Genomic DNA, 16,517 nt, shown 5'->3' on the forward strand with positions numbered 1-16,517 from the left:
GGGGGGGGGGGGTGGTGCGCCCGGTTGTTGTTCGGTTCGTGGGCCTCCCCCTGCCGCGCCCCCGCCCCCGCCGGGGGGACCCCCCCCCGCCCCCGGGCGCCCGCGCCCCCGGGCGCCCCCCCCCCGCCCCGCGCTCGCCCCGCGCCGCCGTGCCCCGTGCCGCGGCGGTGCGAGGCATGACCAACCCTCCTCTCCCGGCGCCCCGGCGACTACGCTTTTGCACGAGGACGCAAACGATCCGCGCCCAGCACCGCCAGGGCCCGCCCAGGGATGCGCTGTTGATAGAGCTCCGCCTGACGACCGACGACCTCGACCGGATGCGGGTCGCCGACGAACCCGACTTCGGCTACGAACTCGCCCTGAGCGGGAGCCACTTGGCCATGCGGTCGGCCGCCCGGCACCTGACGGCGTGGCGCCGGGACGTCGCCCGGGCCTGGAACCCGCAGCACAACCGGCTGTTCGACCTCTACACGGACCTCTACCTGCCGGCCTTCTTCGACGAGGCCGCCCGCCCCGCCCCGGCCCCGGTCGACCCCGGGTCACCGCCCGCCGTGGCCCACCTGGTGGACCTGGCCCGCTCCGGCGCCCTGACGCCCTTCACCCGCGGCCTCGTCGAGGGCGACCCCCGGGCGGGCGCCGCCCTGGACCGGATCCTCGCCGGCCTGCGGACCACCGCGCTCGACCCCTACCGCCGGCGCATCGCCTCCCGGGTCTCCGCCGCGGCCGCCAGGACGCTCACCCACGCCGCCCTCGGCGGACCGCCCGGCCTGCTGCGCGCGGTCCACCCGTCGGTCGACTGGGACGGCCGCCACCTGCGTCTGAACACCCGCGTCGACTCCCTGGACTCCCTCGAAGGACGGCCCTTGATCCTCCAGCCCTCCGCCCTCGCCACCGGGATCTCCTTCAACCCGCTGGAGGACGAGGTGATCATCAGCTTTCCGGCGACCACCGCCCCGCTCGCCCCGGACCCCGAACTCCACGTGCCGCCCCGGGCCCTGGAGTCCCTGCTCGGCGCGACCAGGGCGGCGGCCCTGGTCGCCGCGGTCAGGACCCCGGCCCTCACCACCAACCGGCTCGCCGCCACCCTCGGCGTCTCCCCCGCCGCCGCGTCACGGCACGCCTCCGTCCTGCGCGACGCCGGCCTCCTCGCCACCGTCCGCAACGGCCGGACCGTCCACCACCACCCGACCCGCCTCGGCCTCGACCTCGCCCACCAGTCGGCCGCCGCCGACCGGGCGGAGCGCGCGGAGGGCTGAGCCGGGCCGCCGTCCGATCCGGTTCCCGGAGGCGGGCAGCGCGCTCCGGCCGACCGTTCGTGCACCCGCTAGGGTGGACGAATGGATGATCTTGGAGCCATCGCCTGGCCGCCCGCGCCGATCACGACCGGGAGGCTCGTGCTCCGCGCGCCCGAGGCCCGGGACCGTGCGGCGTTCGTCGAGCTGTCCGCCTCGCCGGAGGTGAACGCCTACGTCGGCGGGCCCCGGCAGCGCGAGGTGCTGGAGCGCGAACTGCCCGAGGTGCCCGAGCAGTGGCCCGGCAGCTTCGTCGTCGAACTCGACGGGGCGATGATCGGACACGTCCTGCTCCGGCGGGCGACCGGCCACCGCCGCCCGGCCGCCGCGGGGAAGCTCGACCTCGGCTACCTCTTCCTGCCCCGGGCCTGGGGACTCGGCTACGCCACCGAGGCGTGCGCGGCGGCGCTCGACTGGCTCACCACCACCCTGCCCGGCGAGCCGGTCGTGCTCACCACCCAGAGCGCCAACACCGGCTCGATGCGGCTCGCGGCGAAGCTGGGGTTCACCGAGGTGGAACGCTTCGAGGCCTGGGACGCCGAGCAGTGGCTCGGCATGCGACCGCCGCCGAGCGCCGCGACGCGCATCGCGGATCGCGGATCGCGGATGACCTGACCGTCCACTGATCGGTCCCGCTCCGCGACCTGGCCGCAGCCGGCGCAGGCGAGGGCCTCCATCATGCTGACGCCGGACCGGATCCTGCACCGCCGTCTCCGCGCGAGACGGCGGCCGGGGTCTGGACGGCGGTCGGCAGCATGCCGGCAGCGTCGTGCAGGACGGTGCGCGCCCCCGGGCCCGGCGCCCCTGTGGGGCGTCCTGCTTCTCGGCCGCTCAGCAGCGCCGGCGCCGCCCCGGGCTGCCGGCGCCGGTCCACATCCCGCTCCGCCTGCCGTGACCGGGCCCTTCGACGGAAGGCCGAGGCCGGCACTGCGGAGACGCCTCTTCACGAACCGAACCTCACCCCGCCGGTCGTCCGGAGGCGCACACGCTCCCCCCTGGACGAGGCCCCCCGCGGAGCCGGCGGTGCCTTCCGTGTGCCGCCGAGGCCGTTCCGGCCGGGGCGGGCGCGTGACGACCACCGACGCCGGGCACGGCGGGCCGGGCCGATCGAGGTCGACGGGGCACGTCACCGCCCGCGGCCCCCGGTGGGGCGCGGGGCCGGCGAGCCGGTGACGGTTTGGGCCGGCCCGCCGGTTGTCATGGATGCGGGCAGAGGTGGGTGGACCTCGGGGGCAGGCGGGCCCGGCCGGACGGCCGTTACCCGTCGGTCGTCGGTGACGGGTCGTCAACTCCGGTGCCAGTCTCGTGCTGAGGGCCCGGAGCCGGCCGACGGCGGAGACCGTCGTCCGCCGCCCCCCGGGGCCGGGCCCTCACCATGTCGGCGGACGGGTCATCGGGAGGTCAGTGGTGAGGACGAGGAAGCTCGGGCGGGCGGCCGGGGCGGTGGCGGTGGTCGCCGCGACGGTGGCGGGGACGATCGCCGGGACGGCGGGCACCGCCGGCGCGGCCTCGCTGGAGACGATCAGGCTCTGGTACTGCGACAAGCCGACGGTCTCGGTCGAGAAGCTGGCCGGCCTGAACGGCCTGTACCTCTGCGGAGGCGGGTTCGGCCGGGAGATGCCGATCTACACCTTCGACGACGGGACGGTGCAGACCTTCTTCATCGGCACGGACCACGCGGTGTGGACCTACTGGACCAACCCGGACGAGACCCGCAGCCCGCTGGTCTCGCTCGGCGGCCGTGCCACGAGCGACGTCCGGGTCAACGCCCACAACGGCGCCTTCGTCCAGCTGGAGGTGATCGGCACCGATTCCCGGCACTGGTTCAACAACCGTTCGACGAACGGCAGCTGGAGCGGCTGGTTCCGGTAGCCGGACGCGCCCCGGACGTGCCCCTCCGCCGGCCGGTCGGCCGGCGGCCCCCTTCTACGAACCGGAGATCAACTGTGGGAAGCAAGAGGCTCAGCAGGGCCGCCGTGGTCGCGGCCACGCTGGTGGGCACGCTCGCCGCGACGGCGGGGACCGCCAACGCGGCCTGGGTGGACTACGTCAGGGTGGACCGGTGCCGCAAGCCGGCGGTCACGATCGAGGATCCCTTCCGCCAGGGCGACCGGATGCTCTGCGGTGGCAGCGAAGGGGACATAACCCCCTTCTACACCTTCGACGACGGCACTCAGCAGTACTTCTACATCGGGCCGAACCACGATGTGTGGACCACCTGGAACAAGCCGAACGGGGACTTCGGCGGCCGGGTCTCGCTCGGCGGCGTCGCCACCGGCGACATCCAGGTGCTGGAGCGCCCCGGAGAGGTGGACGTCGTCGTGCAGGCGATGGACGGCGGGTTCTGGTACAGGTCCCGCTACCAGAACGGGAGCTGGAGCAGCGGCTGGCTCCCGTGCGCCCCATCGGCGTGCCTCGACATGCGCACCCCTCCCGGGCGTCCCCGTGCCGTGGCGCCGGACGTCACGGCTGCGGAAGGCGCGGCGGGCGCGGCGGGCGCGGCGGGCCCGGTGGCATCGGGAGGCTGAGCCCACCTCCGGATGCCGCGGGGCGCCGGCCCCGATCACCCGAGGTGGGCGACCGGGGCCGGCGGCGCTGCGCCGCCGGCCCCGGAGTGGACGGGCCGGGGGTGCGCGGGGCAGTCATGACCCGGGCTGGCGGGACAGTTCCTTGACCTTCTCCGCGTACTCCTCCCAGATCGTGCGGGACGAGGCGAAGTCGAGCCGCTGGACGACGCTCCCCGTCTCCGCCGTGCTCGCGTTCGCGATCTCCTCGGCCGCCGTCCTGTAGTCGCCCGCGAAGTTGCCCAGCGAACCGATCAGCCGGGCGAGGGAGTTGCCGGCGCCGTCGGCGTGCTCGACGGCGCCGGCAACCGCCTCCGACTGCTCGTCGGTGACCTGTTTCACCGCTGTACGCACGTCGGCGGCGTAGCTCAGCAGCTCCTTCCGGGCGCACGCGGCCTCCGGCCGCCGGGCGAGCTTCTCGTACCTCTCCGCCTCCTGCTCCGCGTCGGCCTTGAACACCTCCTGGACCTTGACGATGCGGTCGGCCAGGCCCCGGTAGTCCGCAGTGCGCCCGGCGACCTCCTCCTTCATCTCGGTCCATTGCTGCGGGGGCTGCAGGAGGTCGTGGAGGGAGCGGAGCGCCGTGGTGAGGCGGTCGCGGGTCTGCTGCGTGAGCTCCCCCTTCTTGACCTCCGCGACCACGTCGGCGAGCGCGTCCGCCGTGGTCCGGTACTGGGCGGTGACGGCCGGGACGGCGTCCGCCACGGACGTGATGACCTCCTGGGTGCTGCCGGAGTTCTCCGCGTCCAGATCCGTCAACTCGGTGAACAGATTTCTCAGGACATACAGTTGACCCTGGAACTGGAACCACGGATTGTCGTCGAACACCTGACCGTCGGTCTCGCAGTGGATGTAGCGCCTGATGTCGGGGTGGGCGAGGTTCCTCAGCAGGTTGTCCTTGAGCTGCTCGGCGAACTTCCGGTACGCGCCGACGGTCGTCACCGCCGCCGTCGCCTCGTCGAGGTTCCAGTCGTACGGGGCATCGGTTGGCATCTCGTCTCCTCGGGCATTGCCGCGCCCCGGCGGGTGACCGGGACACGGCAGTCCTTCTCCTATCCCACGAGCTCGGCGCCGAATTCCGTGCGCGAGGGCGAGACCAGGGAATTCCCCGTGAACCAGTCCGTGGCGTCGACCACGCTCTTCCACTCCTCCTCGGCCTGCTTGAGCTTGAGGTTGGTGGCGATCTTGTTCTTGTTGCCGAGGGCCTCGTCGTCCAGTTTGGCGATCTGGGCGATCGAGTTGCTGGTGTTCTGCCACTTGCCGAGGATCGTGTCGAGGTGGGTCTGGAAGCTGCTGGTGTAGCCCGTGAGAGGAGTCACCTGGGTGCGCAGACCGTCGAGGTCGGTGACGAGCTTGACCTTCTTGAACTCCTCGTCCTCCAGCGTCTTCACCTTCGCGACGAGCTTGTTGTACTTCGCCCGGAGGATGGCGGCGTAGATGCCCAGGCCGATCGCGGTGAGCACGCCGATGAGTCCGCCCGCCGTGGAGCAGCAGGCCGCGATCATGTACTTCTTCCACTGCTTGTACGTGTTGTCGGCCTCTTCCTGGAAGTCCTTGGCCTCCTGCTTGCACTTGTCCCGGGCGGCCACCGCGTGCTTGTAGATCTTCCCCTCCTTCGCGACGTAGAGCGTGAGCTTGTCGTTCTGGGTGCGGAAGTCTCCGGAGAACGCGGCGAGGTTCTGGATGATGCCCTTGAGGTCCGTCACCAGTTTGTCGATGAGGTTCTTGAGGCCGTTCTGAGATCCGACCAGCAGGTCCCGCACGTTCTCCGCGTTCTGCTTGACCGCGCCCTGGCCGTCGTCCATGGAATCCGGGAGGTCCTTGCAGAAGGTGTGGAACGTCTTCGCCGTGTTGCGGATTCGGTAAGCCATCCAGATGTTCTGCGCGTAGACCTCGCTCGGCGGGGTGTCACCCGTGAGGTAGTCCCCGCCCTTGCTGATCTTGTCGATGATGGCGACCGGGTCCCCGAAGCGGTTGGACAGCTTCTGGATCTCGGTCACGGCCGCGATGAAGTCCTTGATCTCCTGCTCGTCGTCCTTCGCGATCGTGCCGTACGTACTGGTGTAGTTGCCCGTGTTCGCGATCCTCATCTTCAGGATGGAGGTGACGAACACCTGGATGTGCAGCCACTCCTCGCCGAACAGGGCGTAGGTGAAGTCCGGCTGCTTGGGATCCTGCTTCTGGGTGGCCTTGAGGAGCAGTGTTTCCGTCGGAGGCGACAGCGTCTCGGTGGCCATGTGCTGACTCCGTTCTGGGCGTGGGAGGGCTCGGCGGCGTGAACCGCCGGCTCACTTGGCGCTGAGGGGGTACCCCCACGGCACGAAGGTGGGGGCGACGAGGGCGTCCTGCGTGAAGCTCTCGGCGGCGGCCGCGAGGTTGTCCCAGGCCTGGGCGCCGGAGGTGAGGCCGAGCTCGGCGTCGAGGCGTTCGGGATCGCCGAGGACGTCGTCGGGGAGCGCGACGGCACTCTTGAGGGCGGCCGACACCTTGTCCCAGGCCGTGGCCATGTCGGCCGCGCGTTGACGCAGGGCGGCCAGTGCGTCGGGCAGTGCCTTCGCCTGGTGGTCGAAGCCACCGAGGTCCGCCGCGAGGCACGCCTTGTCCCCCACCTCGTCCTCGGCCACGTTCACGGCGTCCTGCAGCGACGTGTACGTCGTGCGCGCCACGACGGCCCGTTCCTTGGGGGCCGGTCCGTCGAGCTTGGCGACCCCCACCGGGACACCGCAGTTGACGACGCTCACGTCGAGGGTCTGGGCGGGCTGCCCGCCCCGGTAGCCCAGCCACTCCGTCCACGCGGCCTCCGCGGCGCGGTCGAAGGCGGCGGCCTGGTTCTCGACGTCCTTGCGCGCCTGCTTCGCGCTCGCGTACGTCTTGGAGCCCTTCCCCAGGTGGTCGGTGAGCGGCTGCTGGACGACCGTGAAGGCCATCACCACCTTCTCGGCCTTGAGCGCCAGGCCGGTGAGGTCCTTCTTCTGCCCGGCGCTCAGCGAGGCGAGGCCGCCGGCTCCCGAGAACGCGTCCCGGACGGACGCGGCGTTCTTGGTGTGCTCCTGGGGCTGGGCCTTGAGCGTGCTCAGCAGGCTCCGGGCGGTGGAGGCGAAGGTACTCGCGGCCGAGCGGGCCCGGTAGGCCGCCCAGAGCGCGTGCGCGTAGAACTCGGCAGGGGGATCCTTCTTCTGGAGGTAGTCGGCGTCCTGGGCGATCTTCCTCGTCACCGTGGCGGGGTCTCCGTGGGCGTCGAGGAACGGGTACGCGTCCGTGACCGTCGACACGAGCTTCTTGTGCTCGTCGATGTCCGCGATCTTCCCGTACGCGCTCTTGAAGTCTTCGTCCTTCAGCGGGAACCTGAGGAGCCCGCTGACGTACACGGGGCCGCGCAACCACGGCTCGCCCGCGAGACCGTACGCATCCGCACTGTTGAAGAGGGCCTTCGGTGGGCCGTACTGGATCTTCATAGGACTTCCCGATCCACTCGTCGAGGGGTTGTTCGCAACGTCATCCGCCCACCCACCCCCGGGCCCCCGTTCGGCCGGGACCGCACCAGAGGCATGGCGGTCGGGCGGCGCGAAAATCACTTCAACCATAGATACGAGCGGCATCGTTCGCACGCTGACTTTCCGCGGCTACGGCCCGTGACGTCGAGGCGTCATCGACACACTCGGTGGCCGCCCGATCGAATGCCACGTGGGGTCCGGGTTCCGCTTCAAGGCCGCGGGGACGGGGAAGTGGGCGGGACCGGCGAGCTGACGCACCGGAAGCGGTGGGCGGCCGCAGGGTGGAGATCTTCACGACGCGTAGGCCCCCCTCTCCCGGGAGAGGGGGGCCTACGCGTGGGCCGGGGTCAGCGGATCAGCTGTGACGCCCGGAGGCGGCGGTGCGGCGGCGGCGGGCGACGAACACGGCCGCGGCGCCGCCCGCGGTGAGGAGGGCGGCGCCGGTGGTCAGCGCGACGGTCTGGGTACCGGTGTCGGCGAGGCTCCCGCCGCCGGTCCGGGCGACGGGGGCGACGGTCGGGCTGCCGCTGGGGCTCGGGGCGGCGGCGGTCGCGGTCGCGGACGTGGAGGCGGTGGCGGTGGCGCTCGCGGTGGCGGTGGCCGTGGCCGTGGTCGTCGCCGTGGCCGTCGCCGTGCCGGACGGGCGGGCCGTCGGGCTGCCGCTGGGGCTCGGGCTGGTGGAGGCCGTCGCCGTGGCGGTCGGGGACGCCGTGGCGGTCGGGGTCACCGTCGCCGTGGGCGTCGCGGTCGCCGTGGCGGTCGGCGTGGGCGTCACGGTCGCGGTGGGCGTGGGCGTCACGGTCGCGGTGGGCGTGGGCGTCACGGTCTGCGTCGGCGTGGGCGTGGCCGTCGGCGTAGGCGTCGGCGCGCTGACGAGCGTGTCGACGGCGGCGTTGCCGACCGGCTGCTGGGAGAGGTTGACGGCGTCGGCCCGGGTGGTCACGGTCCCGCCGGCGGTGGGAACGACGGTGAGGGTGATCGACACGGGGGCGGCGAACGTCGCCAGGTGCCAGCAGCTTCCGGACGAACCGGCCGCGAAGTCGCAGGTCCACATCTCGTCCGAGGTCGTCGCGGAGGTCACGGTGGCCGCGGCGCCGGACAGGGCGATGTTGACCATCGGGGCCCTGGACTTGATGTCGGGGTTGTCGTTCGGCAGGTCGACGGTGACGGTGTAGGCCGTGTTCACCGGGACCGGCCCGGCGGGGCCGGCGATGCGGACGCTGGTGGCGGCGTGGGCGGCACCAGCGAAGGCCAGCAGGCCGAACGTGGTCACCGCCCCGGTGAGCAGGACCGGCAGGCCGCGCCGACCGCGGCGGGACGGTATCGCGGTGGAGACGAAAAGGGACATGGCTGGGGTGTGTCCTCCGGACAGGGCGCCGCATCGCGGCGGGCCCTACCGGCCCGTCACGACGCAGCACGGCAGGGAAGGTACGCGAGACGTGTGTGTCCGGCTCACGATCCTGCCATGACATCCACAAACGGACTCACGCTTCCTCAGATCTGATGAAGGGAACATGACCTGACAGCCGCACAGGAACCTCAGAGGACGCAGGACACCGCCTCGCCGTCCGGCGCGGTGTAGGTGACCAGTTGGGGGCCGCCCGGGGCGGCGGTGAGGGTGAACCACTCACGGCGGGGGCGGTGGTGACGGCGCCAGCTCGTGTAGGCGGTTTCGACGAGCTGCCAGAGGTCCCGCGGTCCGCCGGTGGCCACGGTGGACGGGCGGCCGGGGTGGTCCTGGACGTGGGCGGTCGAACCGTCCGACGGGTCGTGCAGCGTGCTGCCGCCCCCGGCCCGGACGGTGGCGGGCGGCAGCCGCAGGCCCGCCCAGAAGGAGAAGCCGTGGTCGTCCAGCACGCGGGCGCCGACGACGCTCGTCCGGCGCCGGCCCCCGGCGGGGACGTCGTGGGCCGGCGCCGGGCTCCCGTCCGCCCGCAGGGGCATGAACGCGGCGGGCCGGTGCAGGAACCGGCCCGCCGCACCGCCGTCGGGCAGCTTGGTGAGGCAGGCGACCGCGCCGCCGCCGAGCGCGTTGCCGATCGGGGCGACGATCAGCCCGCCGGTCACGCACTGGTCGAGCCAGGCCGGTGGGACGCGGCGGACGGAACAGGTCGCGATGATCCGGTCGAACGGCCCGCCGCCGGGGCAGCCGAGCGCGCCGTCCGCCCGCACGACGGCGGCGGCCCCGAACCCGGCCGCACCCAGCCGCTCCCGCGCCGCGTGCGCCAGGCGCCCGGTGCGGTCGACCGTGGTGACGTTCGCGGCCCCGGCGAGGCGGCAGAGCAACGCGGCGTTGTACCCGCTCCCGGTACCGACCTCCAGCACCCGGTCCCCGGGCCGGACGTCGAGCGCGTCCAGCATCTCCGCCATCAGCCCGGGCGCCGTGGAGGACGAGGTCGCCACTCCTCCCACCCCGGTACCCGGCGCGTCCTCGGCGTGCACCCCGTCCACTTCGGTGACCAGCACCTCGTCCGCGTACACGGCCCGCAGCCACCCCTCGCCGCCGTTCCGCCAGGGCCGGTGCACCGTGCCCTCGGACCGGTAGAACGCGGGCACGAAGGGATGCCTCGGAACGTTCAGAAATGCCTCGACCACCCGCGAGGACAGCACCGAGGCACCCCGCTCGATGTCTCGCGCCAGCCGGATCCTCGCGTCGAGTTCCGTGCTCATCTCTCGTCCTCTTCCAGGTAGTCACAGATGGCGGCGGTGATGGGCAGACCCGTCGCCTGTTCGACGAACCCGTACTGCCCGTTCGGGTTGACCTCCAGGAACACCCAGTTCCCGGACGGCGTCACGACGAAGTCGAACGCCCCGTAGGGCAGGCCGAGCCGCGCGAGCACACGGTGCACGCCGGCGGCCACCTCGGCCGGGACGTCGCACACGCGGTAGCGGAGGCTGTCGTAGTCGCTGCGCCAGTCCGTCCGGGCGGCGTCCGACTCCGCGTGGATCCCGGCGGCGAACAGCCGCCCACCCACCGCCGTGAGCCGGACCTCGTACGCCTTGGGCACCCACTCCTGGAACAGGTGCGCCGTGGCGGCGATCGACGGATGCCCGATGTCCTCCGGCCGGAGCACGCTCGCGTAGACCGCCACCGACTCGCCACCGACCGTCCCCCGGATCGGCGTGAACGGCTTGTAGACGACGGGCCCGCCGATCCGGCTCGCGAACTGCCGCACGGCATCGGGCCGGTTGGTGATCAGCGTCCGAGGAACCCGCAGCCCGCACTCGGCCGCCACCCGGAGCTGGAGCGGTTTGGACTCCGCCTCCGCCGCCCGGCCCGGCGGCGGCAGCCACCGGGCCGGGAGCGCCGACAGCAGTCCACCGAAGCCCCGTCGTGCTTCGGCAGCCGCCACCGCCCGTGCCTCCGGGCTGAGTTCGGACGGGAACTCACTCGGCGTGGGGCGGCGGTAGTAGACCGAACGAACAGCGGCCAGGTCGAGCGAACGGCACTCGGAGGCGAACTCCCCGCGCCACCCGACCGGCGCCCCGTCGAGGCCCGCCGCCACGGCGAGCCTCGACGGGAACCACGCCGTGTCCGCCCGGAAGACCGGCACCGCACGCCGGTTGAGCTCCTCGATCACCAGATCGGCGGTCGGATCGAACGCTCCCGTGATCACGAGAACGGTGCCGGAGTCGGGCATCTCAGTCGTTGCTGCTTCCGGGGTCGTCCGGCGCGTCCATCTGCCCGGAAGGCTCCGTCGGCCCGTACGTCTTCGGCGGGTTGCTGGTCATGTAGACGCCGGGCGGCATACCCGCGTAGCTGCACGTCTGCGTCTGCTCGTCGTACACGACCTCGGAGGCCAGAACACCCCCGCTCCCCGTGACCACGCTCAGGAACCGGAACGCGAACGGCCCCGCCGGCCAACCCACTTCGTCGAGCACCGGCAATGTCACGACGGACATGGATCTCCCTCACCTTCTGCCCACCGCACGGGGCGAGCGGGACTCAATCTAGGGGCGAATCCGACGGACATTCAGACGATTTCCCGTTGCCGCAAGAACCCGTCCCGAATCTCCTCGACCGCGACCCGCATCTCTTCGCCGTGAACCGCCACGGCAGCGAACCGATCGAATGTCTCCAGATAGATCCTGAGATCCTTCGGATCCCGCGTGGTGATCTCGGAGTGGAATGTCTCCACGATGGCCAGGCGATTGTCGTGGAGACTGAAGCAGGTCATGGGGAAGTCGGGCATCCGAGCGTGCAGAGGAAGCAGGCCCAGAACCACATTCGGGAGCCTGGAGAGCGAGACAAGCCGGTCCAGCTGCACAGCCATGATCGCTGGGTCACAGATCCTCCACTGGAGCACGTGCTCGCAGATGAGGAAGTGGAAGGAACGGCCGCAGTCGTAGAGCACCTGCTGCCGGGCCAGTCGAGCGGCGATGGCTCTGGTCCGGGCTTCCTCGGACAGGTCGGGCAGAAGATCGAAAACCGCCGAGGCGTACTCCGAGGTCTGAAGCAAGCCGGGAATCAACTGCCCTTGGAACAACCTGAATTCGCTGGTTCGCTCTTCGATGGCCTGGATAGCCTGCTGGTGCTTCCAGAGCCCGGTGCGATGGATGAGCCGCCAGGCCGTCTCTTCCGTAACGGCGGCGCGGGCCTGCTCCAGGAACCGTTCCTTCGCCTCGTGCGAGATGCCGACCGCCGTGAGGATGAGATCAACGTCCACGACACTCGGGAGTACCTTGCCGTGCTCGATCTTGCTGAGCTTGCCCGGAGACATGGAGGCCCTACGAGCCACGGCTTCCCCGGTCAATCCCGAGGCATGACGCAGGGCTCGCAGGGCCTTTCCGATGTCTTCGGCAGCAGCGCTCAAGACTGGAACTGCTGCCAGTACTCGGCGAAGGGAACAGCGTGGGACACGGCGATCTCCCGGTAGCGGAGGTACTCGGGGGTGGCCGCTTCGGGGAGCTTCTCGGCTCCGATGAACTTTCCGTCCGTCGTGTAGTGCATGCGGTAGACCTCGGTGTCGTCGAACAGCCAGAAATCGTGGTCCGGGAGCCCGGTCACCTGCCGGTCGGCGCGGTCGATGATTCCGATGCTCTCGCCCGCCGTGATGTTGCCGGGGTAGGCGGCGAGTTCGTACCGCAGGTAGTCGGTCAGCGGCGAGGTGAGGACGTGGACGCGAGCGACCGCCTTGCCTCGGTCCGTCATGGACCGGACCCACGGGTTGTCGCTCCACTCGGGCGGCATGGGGTCGCCGGCGATGAAGGCCTCGAACTCCTCCCGCTCCTCCTCGACGTCGTAGAGGTCCAACGTCTCCAGGCGGAACGCGGTGCGCTGGAAGCACTCGAAGAGCCGGCCGAATTCAGTTCCGTCGAGCACGGAAGTAGTCCTCCAGGATGTTCACGGGCACACGGACGACGGTCTCGCCTTCGGGCAGGCCGATCTGGGCGAGCTGTTCGGGGTCAGTGACCACGTAGCCCTGCACGAGGAAGGCGGTGTCGTCCTCCGTCGCCCACAGCGTCGGGCAGGTACCGCTCTTGCAGTTCGAGTCACCGGACAGTTTGCGAAGAGCCACTGGTCCTCCTCGTTCCGTTGTCGGGGTCGATACTTCAGGCTCGCCCCGCCGGCAGGCAAGGTCATCGGCTTTCCAGTACAGGAAAGGGGGCGGAGCTCGAACACCCGGGCGGGACGTCCGTGTTCACACGCCGGACGGTACCTCGGCGGCGAAGGCCCGGTGCGGCACGGCGAAGTGCCGTGCGGCATCGCGGACCTGGCAGGCGCGAGCGACCTTGATCGGGTCGGTGATCAGCTCCACACCGGTCAGGTCGTCGTCGGGGTCGAAGTGCAGAAGGGCGATGACACGCGAGTCGAAGAGCCAGGTGTCCTCGGCCGGGAGGCCGAGGCGATCGGCGTCGGCGCGCCAGAGGTACCGGATGTCCTCGCCGACGGCGCCGTTCCGTTCGGCGTTGTCGAGCAGGTACCGCTGCCCCGGGGTGGGCGGGCTGTCCATGATCCGTACCCGCTCGAACCGCTTGCCGAGGGCCACCTGCTCGCGGCGCGAACGGCACCACGGGTCCTCCAGGTCCCAACCGGCCGGCTGCCCGGCGGTGAACCGGCGGTAGGTCTCGGTGAGTTCGTCGGACCGGTACCTGCGCCGGGTCTCCAGCCGGAAGGCCGTGTGCTCGAAGCTCTCGAACATGCCGTCGAACTCGTCGAAGCCGATCAGCACCGGCTCCCGCTCCACGTCTCGCGGAGCGAAGTCGGCGAGCAGCACGCGGGGAACGACCACGAACCCTTCGCCGGGTTTGACGTTGCGGAGCTGTGCCACCTCGTCGGGATCCGTGACGACTTCGCCCTGAACCAGCACCTCTCCGGTCTCGACGTCCTCGTAGAGCGTCGGACACCCGTTGTTCCCCGAGTTGCTTCCGATGTACCGCAGTCGTCGGCTCACAGCTGCTCCCCTCGCTGTCGGTCTGCCCGGTTCAGGATGCCGTGGGGCCGTCCCCTGAATGGGTACTGATTCTCGAAAATTCTCCCAAGATGCCAGAAGGCCGCGACCCGGGCGGCTCGTCGCGAAGCTCGGTTGCGGGTCTCTTCAGGGCTGCCGTGGGATCGGGTGGTTCGGGGTGTCGAGCCAGGGGGTGTGGCCTTCGGGGGTGGCGGTGAGGCCGAGGCGGGGGTGGGTGGGGCGGCCGTGGGTGGTCCACCAGTGGTGGGCGGATTCGACTTCGGTCCAGAGGCGGCGGGGGCCGGACTGGTACACCTCGTACTCGGTGCGGCCGCGCTCGTAGTCGGCGGAGGCCCAGGACCGCTTGTCCCTGCTGTAGATCCACAGGGTGTAGGCGTCGTCGTCGTAGCGCTCGGCGCGCCAGAAGGCTCCGGGGACGGCGAGGCCGATGACGAACTGCTGGAACCACTCGCCGGTGTCCTGCGGGGAGAGCGTGGTCGTGCTCCGCACGCCGTCCGCCGGCCACGGGACCCCGTGCAGGTAGTCGGCGAACGGGGGCCGCTGCGTGCGCTGCTGGCGCAGCCGCATGAAGGCGGAGCCGCCCGTGAAGCGGCCGACCGCCCGGGTCCCGTCGTCGCTCACGGTGAGCCGGACGATCTGCTCGCCGCCGTACTCCGTGCCGAACGGCGCCACGATCACCGCGCCCGGGGCCGCCTGCGCCAGCCACGCCGGGGGGATCGACAGCACGGAGCAGGTGGCGATGATGCGGTCGTACGGTCCCCCCTCGGCCCACCCCTCCCGGCCGTCGCCCTCGACCACCCTGGGCGACAGTCCGGCGCGCTCCAGGTTCCTCCGGGCACCGCGGGCGACGTCCGCGTCGTACTCGACGGACACCACGTCGGCGTCGCCCAGGCGGTGGGCCAGGAGGGCCGCGTTCCACCCCGTGCCCGTGCCGATCTCCAGCACCCGGACGCCCGGCCGGACGTCCAGGTCCCGGAGCATCGAAGCCACCATGGTCGGCATGGAGTTGGAGGAGGTCGGGGTGGTGCCGAGGCCGTCGCCGTGGTGGCGGCCGTCGTCCCACTGGGTGGTCAGCGGGATGTCCGAGTGGACCGCGCGCCACCACGCCTCCGGATCCTCCGAGCGGTGGACGGCGGGGTGCTGCCCGGTGCCGTTCGCGATGCCCGGCCAGATCCGGTCCGGGACGAACAGTTCGCGGGGCACGGCCTCGAACGACGGGAGCCAGTCCGACGTCAGGGCGCCGCTGGACACCAGCGCGGAGGCGAGCCCCCGGGGACCCGCCTCCTGGTGCGTCCCGCCGGTCACTTGCCGCCCGCCGGGTTCTGGCCGTCCGAGGTGTTGCCGCCCTCGTCCGAGCCGCCACCGCCGTGCCCGGAGCCCTTGTTGCTGTCGTCCTGCTGCTTGCCGCCGTCACCGGGGCCGGTGCCGCCGCCGTGCTTGCCCATCTCGATGCCCTCCGTGCTCGTCGTGCCTGCGGGAAGGTCGCTCTCCCCGCGTGGTGCCCGGACGCCGAAGGCCTGGTTCCGGTCCTCCGGCGGGAGTCGGTGTCGTGAAGCACACCGGATCGCCGCTCCCGGCCCTCCCTGTGAAGCAGGGCCACTGAAGTGCACACCCAGCGTACGGAGCGTCACCGGTCGATTCCACAACGCAGCCCTCACGAGGCAAGGGTGACCCTCGCACAGCAGGTGGCCGCCGGATCGACTGCGCGAGTCGAGGAAGGCAGCTGCGGAGGAGGCCGAGCGCCACCGGCTCCGGTCGCGCCGGACGACACGCGACCCGGGCTTCCCGCCTCGGATGACAGGCGATTCACCGCTCCCGGTGCAGAGTATGTACGCCGCCCATTGAGCCCATCAGGGGAGCAGAATTATTCAGCAGCAAGAGGATCCCGGCTGTTGCGACAATCACCCCGATCCCCCCGGGAGATCATCTCCCGGTGATTCCGGACCACATCCGTTGCACCGATCGGGTTAATCCACGCCGCACGTCGACTCCATTGGAATTACCAGGCGTTGCCAGGGCTCAGCCGCGATGATCTTCTGTCCATCGTGGTCGAACAGTCTCGACCGCGGAATTCACAGAGGAGAAGATCTTGCTCAGCATCAGGAAGGCCGTGGCCGTCGCGGCCGCGACCCTCGTCGCCGGTGGCACCCTGGCCGCCGCCGGCCCCGCCTCGGCCGGCGAGGTCCGCCAGGCCCGGGTGGTTCAGAACGTCCGGTTCTACAACGAGGTCGTGAACGAGGCGCTGGACGCCGACGGCAGCAGCGGGCCCTCGTCCAACGTCATCACCTGGCCGGCCAATGGCACGAAGTACCAGGACTGGAACCTGATCTCCACCGACCGGGGCTACCTCATCGAGAGCGTGGGGAAGCCGGGCCGCTGCCTCCAGTCGCCGCGGAACACCAGCAGCGCCATCGTTCTGGCGGACTGCAACACCGCCGTTCCGACCCAGCACTGGCAGCTCGACCGGGTGGGTGACCGGACCGTCATCGCCGAGGCGAGGGACGAAGGCCTGGTGATCCAGGCCACCGGGAGCAAGCAGAGCGTGTTGGCGGAGGTGGCGAACGGCGACCCGCGCCAGGCCTGGGACGTCACGCCCTCCTGACCCTGGCACCCCGCTTTCGGAGTGGGGGGGGCGCCCCCCGGCGGGGGGGCCCCCCCCCCCCCGGGGGTCGCACCAGGAAAAACGCCGGCGGGGGGGGAAGAAGGGGGGGCGGGGGGGCAACCCGGAAGTGGTTGGCAGGGGGTTCCAACGCG

General features: G+C 71.3%; 18 protein-coding genes. 5 read left to right on the top strand and 13 right to left on the bottom strand.

Going from position 1 to position 16,517, the window contains the following annotated elements; translation table 11 throughout:
* Positions 1 to 278 precede the first annotated feature (278 nt).
* The 4 genes from ACFVVL_RS34055 (at position 279) to ACFVVL_RS34070 (ending at position 3,820) form a co-directional block, all read left to right on the top strand.
* Positions 279 to 1,256 (top strand): winged helix-turn-helix domain-containing protein, encoded by a 978-nt coding sequence (locus ACFVVL_RS34055; protein WP_380291342.1) that lies wholly within the window; start codon positions 279 to 281, stop codon positions 1,254 to 1,256.
* An 81-nt stretch (positions 1,257 to 1,337) separates the two neighbouring features.
* Positions 1,338 to 1,907, top strand: a complete 570-nt coding sequence (locus ACFVVL_RS34060; RefSeq protein WP_387682197.1) for a GNAT family N-acetyltransferase — start codon at positions 1,338 to 1,340, stop codon at positions 1,905 to 1,907.
* A 792-nt stretch (positions 1,908 to 2,699) separates the two neighbouring features.
* Positions 2,700 to 3,164, top strand: coding sequence for a hypothetical protein (locus ACFVVL_RS34065; protein ID WP_387682200.1), 465 nt, complete (start codon positions 2,700 to 2,702; stop codon positions 3,162 to 3,164).
* Between the two features lie 74 nt (positions 3,165 to 3,238).
* Positions 3,239 to 3,820, top strand: coding sequence for a hypothetical protein (locus ACFVVL_RS34070; RefSeq protein ID WP_387682203.1), 582 nt, complete (start codon positions 3,239 to 3,241; stop codon positions 3,818 to 3,820).
* Positions 3,821 to 3,934: 114 nt separating this feature from the next.
* Here the strand turns inward: ACFVVL_RS34070 and ACFVVL_RS34075 are convergent, their stop codons facing one another.
* The 13 genes from ACFVVL_RS34075 to ACFVVL_RS34135 all read right to left on the bottom strand — a co-directional run bounded on the left by ACFVVL_RS34075 (position 3,935) and on the right by ACFVVL_RS34135 (position 15,208).
* Positions 3,935 to 4,849 (bottom strand): hypothetical protein, encoded by a 915-nt coding sequence (locus ACFVVL_RS34075; protein WP_387682206.1) that lies wholly within the window; start codon positions 4,847 to 4,849, stop codon positions 3,935 to 3,937.
* A 59-nt stretch (positions 4,850 to 4,908) separates the two neighbouring features.
* Positions 4,909 to 6,093 (bottom strand): hypothetical protein, encoded by a 1,185-nt coding sequence (locus ACFVVL_RS34080; protein WP_387682209.1) that lies wholly within the window; start codon positions 6,091 to 6,093, stop codon positions 4,909 to 4,911.
* A 51-nt stretch (positions 6,094 to 6,144) separates the two neighbouring features.
* Positions 6,145 to 7,311: a hypothetical protein gene (locus ACFVVL_RS34085; RefSeq protein ID WP_387682212.1), complete on the bottom strand. Its 1,167-nt coding sequence runs from the start codon at positions 7,309 to 7,311 to the stop codon at positions 6,145 to 6,147.
* Between the two features lie 394 nt (positions 7,312 to 7,705).
* Positions 7,706 to 8,698, bottom strand: a complete 993-nt coding sequence (locus ACFVVL_RS34090; protein ID WP_387682215.1) for a hypothetical protein — start codon at positions 8,696 to 8,698, stop codon at positions 7,706 to 7,708.
* Positions 8,699 to 8,889: 191 nt separating this feature from the next.
* Positions 8,890 to 10,020 carry a methyltransferase domain-containing protein gene (locus ACFVVL_RS34095; protein ID WP_387682218.1) on the bottom strand — a complete coding sequence of 377 codons (1,131 nt, stop codon included), beginning with the start codon at positions 10,018 to 10,020 and terminating at the stop codon, positions 8,890 to 8,892.
* Positions 10,017 to 10,991 (bottom strand): ATP-grasp ribosomal peptide maturase, encoded by a 975-nt coding sequence (gene tgmB / locus ACFVVL_RS34100; protein ID WP_387682221.1) that lies wholly within the window; start codon positions 10,989 to 10,991, stop codon positions 10,017 to 10,019. Before tgmB ends, ACFVVL_RS34095 begins: the two co-directional genes overlap by 4 nt.
* A 1-nt stretch (position 10,992) precedes the next feature.
* Positions 10,993 to 11,253 (bottom strand): hypothetical protein, encoded by a 261-nt coding sequence (locus tag ACFVVL_RS34105; RefSeq protein ID WP_387682224.1) that lies wholly within the window; start codon positions 11,251 to 11,253, stop codon positions 10,993 to 10,995.
* Between the two features lie 71 nt (positions 11,254 to 11,324).
* Positions 11,325 to 12,164 carry a helix-turn-helix domain-containing protein gene (locus tag ACFVVL_RS34110; protein ID WP_387682227.1) on the bottom strand — a complete coding sequence of 280 codons (840 nt, stop codon included), beginning with the start codon at positions 12,162 to 12,164 and terminating at the stop codon, positions 11,325 to 11,327.
* Positions 12,161 to 12,673 carry a DUF6879 family protein gene (locus tag ACFVVL_RS34115; RefSeq protein WP_387682230.1) on the bottom strand — a complete coding sequence of 171 codons (513 nt, stop codon included), beginning with the start codon at positions 12,671 to 12,673 and terminating at the stop codon, positions 12,161 to 12,163. The genes ACFVVL_RS34110 and ACFVVL_RS34115 overlap by 4 nt, the downstream gene beginning before the upstream one ends.
* Positions 12,657 to 12,869, bottom strand: coding sequence for a hypothetical protein (locus tag ACFVVL_RS34120; RefSeq protein WP_387682233.1), 213 nt, complete (start codon positions 12,867 to 12,869; stop codon positions 12,657 to 12,659). Before ACFVVL_RS34120 ends, ACFVVL_RS34115 begins: the two co-directional genes overlap by 17 nt.
* A 123-nt stretch (positions 12,870 to 12,992) precedes the next feature.
* Positions 12,993 to 13,745: a DUF6879 family protein gene (locus ACFVVL_RS34125; RefSeq protein WP_380291357.1), complete on the bottom strand. Its 753-nt coding sequence runs from the start codon at positions 13,743 to 13,745 to the stop codon at positions 12,993 to 12,995.
* A gap of 144 nt (positions 13,746 to 13,889) precedes the next feature.
* Positions 13,890 to 15,014, bottom strand: coding sequence for a methyltransferase domain-containing protein (locus ACFVVL_RS34130; RefSeq protein ID WP_387682236.1), 1,125 nt, complete (start codon positions 15,012 to 15,014; stop codon positions 13,890 to 13,892).
* A gap of 50 nt (positions 15,015 to 15,064) precedes the next feature.
* Positions 15,065 to 15,208, bottom strand: a complete 144-nt coding sequence (locus ACFVVL_RS34135) for a hypothetical protein (RefSeq protein WP_380291361.1) — start codon at positions 15,206 to 15,208, stop codon at positions 15,065 to 15,067.
* A 644-nt stretch (positions 15,209 to 15,852) separates the two neighbouring features.
* Here ACFVVL_RS34135 and ACFVVL_RS34140 point away from each other — a divergent pair.
* Positions 15,853 to 16,365: a ricin-type beta-trefoil lectin domain protein gene (locus tag ACFVVL_RS34140; protein WP_387682239.1), complete on the top strand. Its 513-nt coding sequence runs from the start codon at positions 15,853 to 15,855 to the stop codon at positions 16,363 to 16,365.
* Positions 16,366 to 16,517 lie beyond the last annotated feature (152 nt).

Source organism: Kitasatospora sp. NPDC058115, assembly GCF_042884635.1.
Taxonomy (GTDB): domain Bacteria; phylum Actinomycetota; class Actinomycetes; order Streptomycetales; family Streptomycetaceae; genus Kitasatospora.

What these genes read in the sequence shown, in the direction of transcription:
- ACFVVL_RS34075 (WP_387682206.1), bottom strand. Translation starts at nt 4,849, where the DNA reads ATGCCAACCGATGCCCCGTACGACTGGAACCTCGACGAGGCGACGGCG.
- ACFVVL_RS34135 (WP_380291361.1), bottom strand. Translation starts at nt 15,208, where the DNA reads ATGGGCAAGCACGGCGGCGGCACCGGCCCCGGTGACGGCGGCAAGCAG.
- tgmB (WP_387682221.1), bottom strand. Translation starts at nt 10,991, where the DNA reads ATGCCCGACTCCGGCACCGTTCTCGTGATCACGGGAGCGTTCGATCCG.
- ACFVVL_RS34060 (WP_387682197.1), top strand. Translation starts at nt 1,338, where the DNA reads ATGGATGATCTTGGAGCCATCGCCTGGCCGCCCGCGCCGATCACGACC.
- ACFVVL_RS34105 (WP_387682224.1), bottom strand. Translation starts at nt 11,253, where the DNA reads ATGTCCGTCGTGACATTGCCGGTGCTCGACGAAGTGGGTTGGCCGGCG.
- ACFVVL_RS34080 (WP_387682209.1), bottom strand. Translation starts at nt 6,093, where the DNA reads ATGGCCACCGAGACGCTGTCGCCTCCGACGGAAACACTGCTCCTCAAG.
- ACFVVL_RS34095 (WP_387682218.1), bottom strand. Translation starts at nt 10,020, where the DNA reads ATGAGCACGGAACTCGACGCGAGGATCCGGCTGGCGCGAGACATCGAG.
- ACFVVL_RS34085 (WP_387682212.1), bottom strand. Translation starts at nt 7,311, where the DNA reads ATGAAGATCCAGTACGGCCCACCGAAGGCCCTCTTCAACAGTGCGGAT.
- ACFVVL_RS34090 (WP_387682215.1), bottom strand. Translation starts at nt 8,698, where the DNA reads ATGTCCCTTTTCGTCTCCACCGCGATACCGTCCCGCCGCGGTCGGCGC.